This is a genomic window from Parabacteroides sp. CAG:2 (assembly GCF_000436315.1).
Classification (GTDB): domain Bacteria; phylum Bacteroidota; class Bacteroidia; order Bacteroidales; family Tannerellaceae; genus Parabacteroides; species Parabacteroides distasonis.
Genome location: NZ_FR885267.1, coordinates 29,926 through 42,358, shown reverse-complemented (window position 1 = coordinate 42,358; position 12,433 = coordinate 29,926). Strand labels below are relative to the sequence as shown.

Sequence of the window (12,433 nt, the reverse complement as noted above, 5' to 3'; positions counted from 1 at the left end):
CGCTCTTCCGGCTGTCTTATGTTTTGGGTGATCACTTCTTCACTGGCTACCGGTATCTTGATAACCATGCCCGCTTTCACTCCGTTTTTCAGCTCGGGGTTGAGTCTTAAAAGCTCCACGCTGGAAATATCGAACTTCCGGCAGATACGGTACATGGTCTCTTTTTTCTGTATGGTATATTCCATTTCCTTCTGTACGGTCTTTTTTTCCGTAGTAGGCAAGGTCTCCAGTCGTGTCGGCGGGATCCGGATATTCTTACCAATCGTAAAGGTCGATGTGGAGAGACCCGGATTGGCGGCGATAATATCCGTAGCGGGCACTGAATATTTAATGGATAAAGAGTACAAGGTCTCTTTCGGCTGGATCGTATGGTATGTATAGTTATCTGCTTTGCCGGAAGGTGCGATAGCGGAGTCCTTCTGCGGGATTCTTAACGTAGAACCGGCCTTGATCCCTTCTTTACTTTCCGGATTCAACCGATAAATATCCTCTACGCTTACGCCATACATGGTCGCTATGGCGTATACGGTTTGTCCGCGTTCGATGGTATGATAAAATATATCGCTCCCTTGTTCGTTAGTAAAAATAACTTGCTTATTATTCTTTTGGGAATAAACGGTTACGCTCGATAAACTTAAAAAGAACGTCAATGCGTATATACTAATCTTGTTCATTTGCTGTTCGGAGTATTTTGTGACAAAGATAGTGAATTTTGCTTATCATGCTACGTATGTCCTTTTATTTCCCTAATTTTGGAACCGTAATTTTTAGACTATATATGCTAAAGAAGGAATTAAGAAAGATACTGTTATCGCTAAGTTTTGTGTTTGTAGTGGCTGTCTCGTATGCCCAATATGTGGTGACGGGAGGAAGTGGTAGCCCGATGAAAGCCACGCAGAGTTCCGGCGATTCCGCCGAGCGGCTTGAGGTCTACTTGGTGTATGGAATGGATAATGTGACGATTAGTTATACTTCATCCTCTTCTTCTTCGCATCAATGGTACCGTTATAAAACCAAACGATTGGAGGCTGAGAAAGTCGCTTCCACCCAAAATGGAACTACTTCCACCATTCGGAATGTAGAGGAGGGATATGGCTATTTTGTCGAGGAAGGAGCCGTATCTCGTTACGTCTGGATCGTTGATTACAGCAAATACACCTTAAACATATCCAACCTGCATGTCTCCGATAATAGCGATCCATGTAGCGGATTGGTCTTGGCTGGGACAGGTACGATCCAACCTATTTATTATTATTGGCCGAATACGGGAACAAGACGTGAACTGTCTCGCCAATTTGATGTTATTTATAATACATTGGAATACAATTCGGATAAAAAAGAATATACCTCTAAACAAGAGACGGCGGTCATCGAGGGTAATTTGTTCGGTAAATCCATTCCCGCTCCTTGGTGTGATACGGAGATCTGTGTGAAAGGCGATTATTTCGCTCGTCATTTTGGAAAGGAGGTCACGCTTTGTATCGATGAATATCAGGCCGCTGCGGTAGATGCTCATATAGACACGTTGCTGATTGAGCAAGAGGCCCCGAATATGAATACGACGAAGAGCGGTTATTGCGCTCCCGCCACTGTTCAATTCTCGGCTATCGCGAATACGCCGACAGCCGCCCTGTTTAATTGGAAAATCTATCGGCAAGGGGAAGAAGATAATCCGGTTGTTCGTTTTACGGGTGAGGAGGTGGATTATACGTTCAACCAATCCGGGACTTTTATCATCAAGTTGGAAGTAAGCGACCAAAGCACTACTTGCAGCACGGAAGATGAGGTTCAGATTGATATCTCGGAGTCTTATCTGATGATACCGAACGCATTCTCCCCGGGTACCACGCCCGGAATTAATGATGAGTTCCGGGTTGCCTATAAGTCGTTGGTGAAATTTAAGGCATGGATATTTAATCGCTGGGGCCTACAGATGTATTACTGGACAGATCCGGCCCAAGGATGGGATGGAAAGAAGGGCGGTAAATACGTTCAGCCGGGTGTGTATTTTTATGTGATAGAAGCCGAAGGTTCCGATGGCATTAAGTACAAGGAAAAAGGCGATATAAACATTCTTAGACCTAAAGCAATTCAAGATGAAAATGAGAATATCCAAGAATAATTTAGCTAGTTTTTTATGTGGAGGCGTCGTTTGCTTGACCGCATGTATCTCGATGGGTTCGAATGACGTGGAAAAAGTGATAGAGAGCCGTCCGGTTGTCTCATCCATGACCCTGTCGCCGGATGTTCCGTCCTCGGTTCCTTTTTGTGGGAAACTAATCGATATTACCCGCTATGATATGCGGGAAGCCTATGACCGTGAATTGAGTAGCTTTACTTATTTCCATTCTACGACGATGCTTCTGATCAAGCGGGCGAACCGTTATTTCCCGGTGATCGAGCCGATCTTGAAGGCGAACGGCATTCCCGATGATTTCAAATATCTAGCGGTGATAGAAAGCCATTTGGACCCCCGTGTATCCTCTCCGGCTCGTGCTGTCGGGATGTGGCAATTACTGGAGGGCACGGCAAGGGAGTATGGTTTGACAATCACCCCGACGGTCGATGAGCGTTGCCATGTGGAGAAAGCGACCGGGGCGGCTTGCCGCTATTTGAAGGCCGCCTATAAGAAATATGGAGATTGGGCGGCGGTAGCCGCTTCTTATAATGGCGGCATGGGACGTATATCCGGTGAGCTGGTCAAACAAGATGCGGATTCCTCCTTTGATCTCTGGCTGGTGGAGGAGACTACCCGTTATATTTATCGAATCATGGCGATCAAGCAAATTTTCGAGAATCCGTCGAAGTACGGTTTTGTGCTTCGTGCCCGTGACCTGTATAAGCCGATCTCTACCGTAGACGTGGCTGTAAGCCAAGATATACAGAATCTGTCGGCTTTCGCTAAAGAGCATGGGATCACTTATGCGGACTTGAAACGTTTTAATCCTTGGCTCCGTGATCGTAAGTTGGTGACAGGTGGGAAGACCTATAAATTAAGCATTCCTCAAGAAAAGGATATGTATTATAAGACCCCGAATACGGAAGTATACGATTCGGCTTGGGTCGTGTCGGAGAATTGATCCGATTTTTATTGATACAAAAAATAAAGTGTTTCATTTAGATGGTATAACAGCCCATCGTAATGAAACACTTTTTCTATACTACTTCTCGTTTAAACTGATTCAGTCTATTAGTCAACGATCGTCACACGGTGACCGTTGAACACGTTCAATCCGAGTTTATTCATTACATACTTAATAGCAAGCTGTGCCTTTACAGAGTTACCAGCTTGGTCAATAGGAGGAGCGAATGCGGAAATACCGAATTGTCCGGGAAGTACACCCATGACACCACCGCCTACGCCAGTTTTTGCGGGAATACCGGAAGTGTACAACCAATCACCGGTGTGTTCATAAAAACCTACGGTAGAGATCATGGAAGTGATCTTCGGAGATAATTCTGCATCGAATACTTGTTTCTTTGTCACAGGATTAAGACCTAAATTTGCGACCGTAGCGGCAGCGACAGATAGTTGCTTAGCCGTGATACCCAAAGAACATTGACGGGTATACAGATCCAAAGACATATCCGGATCGTCATAAATGCGATTGTAATTCTTTAGCAACCAAGCGATGGAGCGGTTATTGAAGTTCGTTGCAGACTCGGATTTGTAGAGTTCGTCGATCAACTGCGGTGCGCTTCCGCACAAATCCGTGATATTGGCTACGATAGCATCCCACTTCTGTTTGGAATCACCGACAGGCTTCACCATACTACAAGCCGTGATAGCGCCGGCATTTACCAATGGGGTAGAAGGATGGTCGTTTTCCAATAAGATAGCGATGATGGAGTTAAATGGCAATCCGGTAGCGTCGGCACCAATCTTCTCCAATAATTCTTTCGCTCCGTATTGGCGCAGTACCAAGATAGCGGTGTGTACTTTCGATACGGATTCGATACCGAAACGATATTCGGAATCTCCCACCTCGATGGTTTGTCCGTTTAAAAGGCAAATACTGATTCCGAATAGATTTTTATTGATATTCGCCAGATAAGGAATGTAATCGGCATTCTTACCATCCGTATTTGTCTTGTAAAGATCGTAAGCCTGTTGAGCTACTTCCTTAATTTGGGCGATCGTTATTTTTTTGTCCATATATGAATTGGATTAAAGAAGGCGTGTATGAAAACACTGATAGTCCTTTCATGCACGCCTTGATGAATTTTGTTTTTATTTCTTAGCGTTGCTCATTGCGGTGTGAGTAAATACCTTACCCTTAACCGGAACGTTCTTGTCTTGAGCGATGCGAGTAGGAGTCGGATATTCAAGTTTCTCCAATGCAGCTACAGCGTTCTTGATATCACCTAATAACATATCGGCCATATCACGGCTGAAACCTTGACGAACTACGACACGCATAACCACGTAGTTATCCAGCTTCTTCGGTAGTGTATACGCTGGAACCATCCAACCGCTTTGTTGCAATTTATCTTGCAAATCGTAAAGTGTCCATTTGGCGTTCTTAGCGTAATCCGGTTTCATGTACCAAATAAACAATGGATTCACAACCTCGTTGCTGTAATTAACGAATGGGGCCATCTTACCGATTTCTTGGTGGATGTATTTCGTTATTTCCATACTGTTATATTGGATTTGTTTGTAGCCCTCGAATCCGAGACGAATAAATTGATAGTATTGTCCGAGGATTTGTGCGGCAGGACGAGAGAAGTTCAAACCGACCTGAGTGATATTCGCTCCAAGATAGTTTACGCTGAATGCCATTTCTTCCGGCAAATATTTCTTGTCTTTCCAAACAACCCAACCCAATCCCGGGTAAACCAATCCGAATTTATGTCCGGATGTGCTGATAGAAAGAACCCATTTCAAACGGAAGTCCCATTTTGTCTCCGGGCTTAAGAACGGAAGGATAAAACCACCGCTGGCGGCATCTACGTGGATAGGTATATCATAACCGGTCTTGGCATTGTATGCGTCGAGCGCTTTGTCCAAGGCTTCTACGTCATCGTTCAGTCCTGTCCATGTTACACCTTGGATAGGAACGATACAAATCGTGTTCTCGTCACACATCTTAAGCGCTTCTTCCGGATCAAGTGTCGTCTTGTCTAAAGTCAAGGGAACTTCACGCATTTCGATTTGCCATAGCTGGGCGAATTTCTCCCATACGACTTGGAAGCCAGTAGAGATCACGAAATTAGGCTTGTCAGTTGGTTTACCTTGTGCTTGTCTCTTTTTGCGCCAACGTAACCAAGCGGCTACACCACCTAGCATACAAGCCTCTGAAGAACCGATAGCCAAGGCTCCGGTTTTCCATTTTTCTTGCTCGGGAGAATTCCAAAGACTCGCCATGATATTAATACATTTGGCGTTCATAACAGCGATTCTCGGATACTCTGTTTCGTCAATATAGTTGATGTTGATAGCTTCGTTCATCAATTTTGTCGCGTACTCGTCCATATACGTAGTAACGAATGTAGCTAGGTTCAAGCGAGGCTGTGTTTGTGCGAAAGTCTCGTCTTTAACCATTTGATAAGCGATCTCCGGGGTTGTAGGGCCATCAGGAATCTTATCTACTGGAGAGGGTGTCAACATCACTTCTGAGCCAAAAATCGCTGTTTTGGCATCGCCATTTCTGAAATTTGAGTCTTTCATTTTTCTTTAGTTTTTTTGTTAATAAAATGATTTGAGTCAATGGAATACTGCTTCCACTGAGCGTTTATGCCAAAACAGATTATGGATTGGAATGTTTTTTGGATTTACATTATTTGGGGTTTATTAGCGATACAAGTCCAGTCCTCTTGGAAAGAGCGAAAATGATGAACTTTCACATAAAATGTTTGTTTTGATTAGATAAAAACGTAAAACTAAATCTTTATGAGAATACAGACAGGCCGGGGCACAATTCCCCTTATAACTCTGGTAGGGATATGGTCTATCTCCGCTTTAAATGCATTACCGGGTTTAGCGGTTTCTCCGATATTAGGGAAACTTTCCGTTATTTTTCCTCATTCTACGGAACTGGATATCCAGATGCTTTCCTCTTTGCCATCGTTATTGATAATTCCATTTATTATATTGTCGGGTAAATTAACGGAGAAAGTAAATGAGATACGTCTATTGCAATTAGGCTTGGTGATCTTTGCCCTAAGTGGTATTCTATACTTACTCTCTAATAAGATGTGGCAGTTGATAGCGGTGAGCGCCTTAATGGGAATCGGATCTGGCTTGATCGTACCCTTATCGACCGGTTTGATATCTCGTTTCTTTATCGGGAAATACCGGACGAAGCAATTTGGTTTAAGTTCTGCTATTACGAATGTAACGTTGGTATTAGCCACGATCTTAACGGGATATCTGGCGGAGGTGAATTGGCATTTACCGTTTGCCGTTTATCTATTGCCCTTGATTTCCATCGTACTTTCCGTATACTTGAAAAGGAGTATGGAAAATGAGTCGGCGATCGTATCGAAATCAGAAGTGAAAGCCCCTGTTACGGCAGATCCCGTCACGGTTCCGGGTAAATATGGTGTGGATATAAAGCATCTGGTACAAATCATGTGTTTTTATGGATTGGCTACGTATTTAGTGATTATTGTCAGCTTTAACTTACCGTTTTTAATGAAGGAATATAAGTTTACAAGCGGTAATTCCGGATTAATGATATCATTGTTTTTCTTGGCTATTATGGCTCCCGGTTTTATCTTGAATCAGATCGTTGATTTATTTAAGCAAAAGACAAAATTTGTCAGTCTATTGGCGATCGCTTTAGGGATGGCCTTGATTTTGATATCTCGTACGGAATGGCTAATTGGATTGGGATGTATTTTTATCGGTTTCGGATATGGTGTTATCCAGCCAATCGCTTATGATAAAACGACTCGTACGGCCATTCCTGAGAAAGTTACATTGGCATTAGCTTTCGTGATGGCGATGAATTATTTGGCGATATTACTTTGTCCGTTTATTATCGATTTCTTCCAGTCTATGCTCCATGTCAAGAGCCAGCAATTCGCGTTTATTTTTAATCTCTGTATTGCGCTGGTCGCTACGATCTGGGCTTATGTAAAACGAGACTCGTTCCTTTTCAACGATAAAATATGATTTACGAATATAAAACTAAAAAACGATAGACAGTGAAAAATAAGAAAACAGAAGCTAATATTAGCATGGTGGTCTCAAAAACTTTCAGTGGATTGAATATGAACGCCTTGAAATACTTGCTTCCCTTATGGATGAGCCCGTTGACGGGCGCTTCTTTCCGATGCGTGTTTGCGGCCGTGGCGTTTTGGGTGATCGGCTGGTTTATGAAACCGGAGGTTTCTACGACGAAAGATAAGGTGTGGCTATTCTTACTAGGCGCTATCGGTATCTATGGTTTTATGTTTCTTTATTTAGTGGGGCTTAGTAAGACAACGCCGGTCTCGAGTTCTATTTTCACGAGCTTGCAACCGATCTGGGTATTTTTGATTATGGTATTCTTTTATAAGGAAAAGGCTACTTGGATGAAAATACTCGGTATCTTGATTGGTTTATCCGGGGCCTTGGTTTGCATCTTGACCCAGCAAAGCGACGATTTAGCGGCGGACGCTTTTAATGGGAATATGCTATGTCTGGCTAGCTCCGTGTTTTATGCCGTGTATCTGGTATTAAGCCAGCGGATCTTACAAAAAGTAGGGACGATGACGATGCTTCGATATACATTCACGGGCGCCGCTTTCTCCAGTCTATTGATTTTGCCGATAGAAGGCTTTCATGCTCCTTTATTCTCGGAGCCATTTCATTGGTGGCCTTTTGCCGTATTGATGTTTGTGCTTATTTTCCCTACGGTAATCAGTTATCTGTTGATTCCTATCGGATTGAAGTATTTGAAAACTACGTTGGTGGCTATTTATGGCTATCTGATCTTGATCGTGGCAACGATTACATCCCTATTGATCGGGCAAGACCGTTTCAGTTGGACACAGACGTTCGCCATTATCTGTATTTGCGCCGGGGTTTATCTGGTTGAGATAGCGGAAGGAAAAGAGAAAAAGACAGTCAAGGTTTGACTTATTAAATATGAACTATTAAATTGTAGCGTTATGGATAAAAAACAAGAAAAGAAAATCTGGAACTCTCAACTTGCGATTGAGAATCCGAAGAATGATAGGATCGCTGTTATTTACTCTGTAAAAGTTAGTAGTGTACGAATCCTAGAGAAACCTCGTAATCCGAAAAGAGGGAAGACCCGTTGACAATCATCATCCCCTATTCTATATATAAATATATGAATAGGGGATGACTGTCTATTTATTCTCCACTTCCATGCCCATGATATAATCGTTCATGAAATAGCCGTTTCCTATATGATGGTCCCGTGTGCCTATTTCCCGTAATCCCATATGTCTGTAGAAGCCTATGGCGGGATTGTAGCGGTTTACATATAATTCTATAGTGAAAGGTCCGGTATGTACCTCCTTCAAATAGTTAATACCTTGTTCGATGATAAAACGCCCGATTCCCGTGCCATGCATTTCCGGTAGGGAATAGATCTTTTGAAAATTGTACGTGTTTTCACCTGTTTTCTCTATGGATAAATAGCCTGCCGGCATATCGTCCGCCAATATAATAAAATATTGATGATGTAACTCTTCCATTTGTTTAAGAATGTTATCCGGAGCGTACATCATATCGAACATATAATCCAATTGCTCTTTAGAAAGTATCTTTCCATACGTGTTCTCCCAAATGCGTGAGGCAAGGTCATGAATAAGAGAACGGTCATCAATAGTCGCTTTTCTAATCGTAAACATGTTAATTTTGTATTTTGACTCACAAAGATACAAATAGACGAACAAAAATACAATATAGACGAATGTAAATAGAATTTTACTTGACTAGTGTTATTTTTTAGCTTGATTTCACACTTATTTTGATGTTAATCCGTGAAAAATAATAACTTTGTGGGCGTTTACTATTGAAAAATACAATTCAAATACATAATAGGAAATGGATACAAAGATTCAGGAACTAACAGACAAGATCTACAAGGAAGGTGTAGAGAAGGGGAACGAAGAAGCGGGGCGTATAATCGCTGAGGCCAATGCTCAAAAGGATACGATTCTTAAAGATGCGGAAGCGGAAGCGAAACGTATCGTAGCGGCTGCCGAGAAACAAGCTGCCGAGTTGAAGAAGAATACGGAAGCCGAATTGAAATTGTTCGCCACCCAGTCTGTCGAGGCATTAAAGAGCGAGGTGACAAACCTTATCACTGGTGATATCGCTAGTTCGAATGTGAAAGCGGCGTTGATGGATCCCGCCTATATGCAGAAAGTGATCCTCGAGCTTGTGAAAAGCTGGCCCGCTAATGAGTTCTTGACCATCCAAGCTTCTGATGCCGAGGGCTTGAAGGCGTATTTTGAGGCCAATGCCAAAGGTTTGTTGGAGAAAGGGTATAAGATCGAGAAGGTAAGCGGAAAGAAAGCGTCTTTCTCTATTATCCCGGCGGATGGCTCTTATAAAGTGACGTTTGGCGAAGACGAGTTCATCGAGTTCTTTAAAGAGTTCTTGCGTCCGCAATTAGTAGAAATGCTGTTCTGATATGAGTAAGTATTACTACTTAATCTCCGGACTTCCTAACATAGCGTTGGATGATAGTAAACTAGCCTATTCAGTCTGTGAGTTCCGGACAGAAATAGAGGATATGCTATCTTCTAAGGATAAAAGGCTGATTGATTTATTTTATTTGAAATATGATAATATAAATCTGCTGGCTCACGCTAAAAGACCGGACTCCGATCCGGATCAAAGAGGAAGAATAACGTATGATGAGTTCAATACTTTATATAAAGCGTTGAAGGATGAGGAAAAAATTCCCAAAAATGATAATCTCCCGCCTTATTTCGTGGACTTTTTTAAACTGTATCTAGCCGAAGAGGCTAAGGACACCAAAAATGAGAAAGAATATATATCATGGGAAGACCGCTTGGCTGCGTTATATTATGAATATGCCATGAAATGTGGGAATAAGTTCGTGGCCGATTGGTTCGAGCTTAACCTGAATATCAACAATGTTCTTACTGCGATCACTTGCCGTAAATATGGATTTGATAAGGCCAATTATATCGTGGGGCATAATGAGATAGCAGAAAATATCCGTACGTCGAACGCCCGTGATTTCGGCTTGGGCGATTCCGTGGAATATTTGCCCGAGTTACAACGCATCGCCGAAGAGACCGATCTGATCGTTCGTGAGAAGAAAATCGATCTTTTGAAATGGAAATGGCTGGACGATAATACCTTCTTCAAGACGTTCGACATAGAGAGTGTATTCGCTTATTTATTGAAATTGGAGATGATAGAGCGCTGGGTAACCTTGGATAAGGCGAGAGGCGAGAAGACTTTCCGTGAATTGGTAGGCGCCATGAAGATGGGTAGTGAGAATGCGTTGGAAGAATTTAAAAGAAACAATATAAAATAAATTATGGCTACGAAAGGAATTGTAAAAGGAATCGTATCCAACCTAGTAACCGTAGAGGTGGATGGTCCGGTTTCTCAGAATGAGATCTGTTACATTTCTGTCGGAGGCGTGAAGCTGATGTCGGAAGTAATCAAGGTGATAGGAAAGAATGCCTTTGTACAAGTATTTGAGAGCACACGTGGTATGCGTGTCGGCGACGAGGCTGAATTCCAAGGGCATATGTTGGAAGTTACGCTGGGTCCGGGTATGTTGTCCCGCAACTATGACGGTTTGCAGAATGACTTGGACAAGATGGAAGGTGTATTCTTGAAACGTGGCGATTATACGTTTGCGTTGGACAATGATAAGATGTGGGATTTCAAGCCTCTGGCTAAAGCGGGCGATACCGTGAGCGCCGGTGATTGGCTGGGAGAGGTGGACGAGAATTTCCAACCTCATAAGATTATGGTCCCCTTTAAGTTCGAGGGATCTTATATTGTGAAGTCGGTGGTTCCAGCCGGACAATACACCATCAATGATACGATGGCTGTCCTTACGGACGAAAATGGCACGGACGTAAACGTGACGATGATCCAGAAATGGCCGGTAAAGAAAGCCATCACTTGTTATAAGGAAAAGCCCCGTCCATTCAAATTGCTGGAGACGGGCGTTCGTACGATCGATACCGTGAACCCGATCGTTGAGGGTGGTACCGGATTTATCCCCGGTCCGTTCGGTACGGGTAAGACGGTGCTTCAGCACGCTATCTCTAAACAAGCGGAAGCGGATATCGTGATTATCGCCGCCTGCGGTGAGCGTGCGAATGAGGTCGTAGAGGTATTTACGGAGTTCCCGGAATTGGTAGACCCGCATACGGGACGTAAATTGATGGAACGTACGATCATTATCGCCAATACATCCAACATGCCGGTAGCCGCTCGTGAGGCATCCGTATATACGGCGATGACCATCGCCGAGTATTATCGCAGCATGGGTTTGAAGGTTCTGTTGATGGCCGACTCTACTTCCCGCTGGGCACAGGCTTTGCGTGAGATGTCCAACCGTTTGGAGGAGTTGCCGGGACCGGATGCTTTCCCGATGGACTTGTCCGCTATCGTGGCGAACTTCTACGCTCGTGCGGGATTCGTTCATTTGAATAACAACGCTACAGGCTCCGTCACTTTCATCGGTACGGTATCGCCGGCCGGTGGAAACTTGAAGGAGCCAGTGACCGAGAATACGAAGAAGGTGGCCCGTTGTTTCTATGCCTTGGAGCAGGAGCGTGCCGACCGTAAACGTTATCCGGCCGTAAACCCGATCGAGAGTTATTCCAAGTATATCGAGTATCCGGAGTTTCAGGAATACATCGCTAAACATATCTCCCCGGAATGGATCGAGAAAGTAAACGAGATCAAGACCCGTATGTTGCGTGGTAAGGAGATCTCCGAGCAAATCAATATCTTGGGTGATGATGGTGTGCCTGTCGAGTATCACGTTACATTCTGGAAGTCCGAGTTGATCGACTTCGTGATCTTGCAACAGGATGCTTTCGATGCCATTGATGCGGTTACTCCGTTGCAACGTCAGGAATTCATGCTGGATAGAGTCGTAAATGTTTGCCGTTCAGAGTTTAAGTTTGATAACTTCCTTGAGGTTATGGACTACTTTAAGAAGATGATCAACATCTTTAAGCAGATGAACTATTCGGAATATGAGAGTGACCAATTCAAGAAGTTTAATACGGAACTGGATGAACTTTTGAAGGAGAGAATCGAAAATTAAAAGAGTTATGGCAACAAAAGCATTTCAAAAAATATATACGAAGATTACCCAGATCACAAAAGCTACCTGTTCGCTGAAAGCAACGGGAGTTGGGTATGATGAGTTGGCCTCTGTAGACGGAAAGCTGGCTCAGGTGGTAAAGATTATCGGCGACGAGGTGACGTTGCAGGTATTCTCCGGAACGGAAGGTATCC

General features: G+C 43.4%; 11 protein-coding genes and 2 pseudogenes (1 of these 13 cut by a window edge). 9 read left to right on the top strand and 4 right to left on the bottom strand.

The genetic code is table 11. From position 1 onward, the window contains the following. Positions 1 to 674 (bottom strand): annotated as a pseudogene (locus QVP94_RS19285) (LysM peptidoglycan-binding domain-containing protein); it reaches 1,160 nt to the left of the window's first position. Positions 675 to 778: 104 nt separating this feature from the next. On the opposite strand from QVP94_RS19285, the gene QVP94_RS03310 reads away from it, so the two are divergent. Both QVP94_RS03310 and QVP94_RS03305 read left to right on the top strand, forming a co-directional pair. Then, positions 779 to 2,122 carry a T9SS type B sorting domain-containing protein gene (locus QVP94_RS03310; protein ID WP_022191961.1) on the top strand — a complete coding sequence of 448 codons (1,344 nt, stop codon included), beginning with the start codon at positions 779 to 781 and terminating at the stop codon, positions 2,120 to 2,122. Further along, the gene (locus QVP94_RS03305) at positions 2,097 to 3,080 is read left to right on the top strand and encodes a lytic transglycosylase domain-containing protein (RefSeq protein ID WP_009017296.1); all 984 of its coding nucleotides are present in this window, start codon (positions 2,097 to 2,099) and stop codon (positions 3,078 to 3,080) included. The genes QVP94_RS03310 and QVP94_RS03305 overlap by 26 nt, the downstream gene beginning before the upstream one ends. Positions 3,081 to 3,190: 110 nt before the next feature. On the opposite strand, the gene glsA is transcribed toward QVP94_RS03305, so the two are convergent. Continuing rightward, complete coding sequence (gene glsA / locus QVP94_RS03300) at positions 3,191 to 4,156, bottom strand: glutaminase A (RefSeq protein WP_005857387.1); 966 nt, start codon at positions 4,154 to 4,156, stop codon at positions 3,191 to 3,193. A 75-nt stretch (positions 4,157 to 4,231) separates the two neighbouring features. Then, positions 4,232 to 5,671 (bottom strand): glutamate decarboxylase, encoded by a 1,440-nt coding sequence (gene gad, locus QVP94_RS03295; RefSeq protein WP_022191960.1) that lies wholly within the window; start codon positions 5,669 to 5,671, stop codon positions 4,232 to 4,234. A 222-nt stretch (positions 5,672 to 5,893) separates the two neighbouring features. On the opposite strand from gad, the gene QVP94_RS03290 reads away from it, so the two are divergent. From QVP94_RS03290 to QVP94_RS03280, 3 genes are read left to right on the top strand one after another with little or no spacing between them, the layout of a single operon-like run. Then, positions 5,894 to 7,120 carry an MFS transporter gene (locus QVP94_RS03290; protein WP_009017297.1) on the top strand — a complete coding sequence of 409 codons (1,227 nt, stop codon included), beginning with the start codon at positions 5,894 to 5,896 and terminating at the stop codon, positions 7,118 to 7,120. 32 nt (positions 7,121 to 7,152) lie between these two features. Next, positions 7,153 to 8,067, top strand: a complete 915-nt coding sequence (locus QVP94_RS03285; protein ID WP_005857381.1) for a DMT family transporter — start codon at positions 7,153 to 7,155, stop codon at positions 8,065 to 8,067. 33 nt (positions 8,068 to 8,100) lie between these two features. Further along, positions 8,101 to 8,253, top strand: a complete 153-nt coding sequence (locus QVP94_RS03280; RefSeq protein ID WP_005857379.1) for a hypothetical protein — start codon at positions 8,101 to 8,103, stop codon at positions 8,251 to 8,253. A 51-nt stretch (positions 8,254 to 8,304) separates the two neighbouring features. On the opposite strand, the gene QVP94_RS03275 is transcribed toward QVP94_RS03280, so the two are convergent. After that, positions 8,305 to 8,811, bottom strand: coding sequence for a GNAT family N-acetyltransferase (locus QVP94_RS03275; RefSeq protein WP_005857377.1), 507 nt, complete (start codon positions 8,809 to 8,811; stop codon positions 8,305 to 8,307). A 196-nt stretch (positions 8,812 to 9,007) separates the two neighbouring features. Between QVP94_RS03275 and QVP94_RS03270 the strand changes: the two genes are divergently transcribed. The 4 genes and pseudogenes from QVP94_RS03270 to QVP94_RS03255 all read left to right on the top strand — a co-directional run. Beyond that, positions 9,008 to 9,598 carry an ATP synthase subunit E gene (locus QVP94_RS03270; RefSeq protein WP_022191959.1) on the top strand — a complete coding sequence of 197 codons (591 nt, stop codon included), beginning with the start codon at positions 9,008 to 9,010 and terminating at the stop codon, positions 9,596 to 9,598. A gap of 1 nt (position 9,599) precedes the next feature. Next, on the top strand, positions 9,600 to 10,478 hold the full coding sequence (locus tag QVP94_RS03265; protein WP_022191958.1) for a DUF2764 domain-containing protein: 879 nt from the start codon (positions 9,600 to 9,602) through the stop codon (positions 10,476 to 10,478). Positions 10,479 to 10,481: 3 nt separating this feature from the next. Next, the gene (locus QVP94_RS03260; protein ID WP_022191957.1) at positions 10,482 to 12,239 is read left to right on the top strand and encodes a V-type ATP synthase subunit A; all 1,758 of its coding nucleotides are present in this window, start codon (positions 10,482 to 10,484) and stop codon (positions 12,237 to 12,239) included. A gap of 7 nt (positions 12,240 to 12,246) precedes the next feature. Next, positions 12,247 to 12,433, top strand: a pseudogene (locus tag QVP94_RS03255) (V-type ATP synthase subunit B); the annotation flags it as partial.

What these genes read in the sequence shown, in the direction of transcription:
- QVP94_RS03305 (WP_009017296.1), top strand. Translation starts at nt 2,097, where the DNA reads ATGAAAATGAGAATATCCAAGAATAATTTAGCTAGTTTTTTATGTGGA.
- QVP94_RS03310 (WP_022191961.1), top strand. Translation starts at nt 779, where the DNA reads ATGCTAAAGAAGGAATTAAGAAAGATACTGTTATCGCTAAGTTTTGTG.
- QVP94_RS03280 (WP_005857379.1), top strand. Translation starts at nt 8,101, where the DNA reads ATGGATAAAAAACAAGAAAAGAAAATCTGGAACTCTCAACTTGCGATT.
- QVP94_RS03270 (WP_022191959.1), top strand. Translation starts at nt 9,008, where the DNA reads ATGGATACAAAGATTCAGGAACTAACAGACAAGATCTACAAGGAAGGT.
- QVP94_RS03275 (WP_005857377.1), bottom strand. Translation starts at nt 8,811, where the DNA reads ATGTTTACGATTAGAAAAGCGACTATTGATGACCGTTCTCTTATTCAT.
- glsA (WP_005857387.1), bottom strand. Translation starts at nt 4,156, where the DNA reads ATGGACAAAAAAATAACGATCGCCCAAATTAAGGAAGTAGCTCAACAG.
- gad (WP_022191960.1), bottom strand. Translation starts at nt 5,671, where the DNA reads ATGAAAGACTCAAATTTCAGAAATGGCGATGCCAAAACAGCGATTTTT.
- QVP94_RS03265 (WP_022191958.1), top strand. Translation starts at nt 9,600, where the DNA reads ATGAGTAAGTATTACTACTTAATCTCCGGACTTCCTAACATAGCGTTG.
- QVP94_RS03290 (WP_009017297.1), top strand. Translation starts at nt 5,894, where the DNA reads ATGAGAATACAGACAGGCCGGGGCACAATTCCCCTTATAACTCTGGTA.
- QVP94_RS03260 (WP_022191957.1), top strand. Translation starts at nt 10,482, where the DNA reads ATGGCTACGAAAGGAATTGTAAAAGGAATCGTATCCAACCTAGTAACC.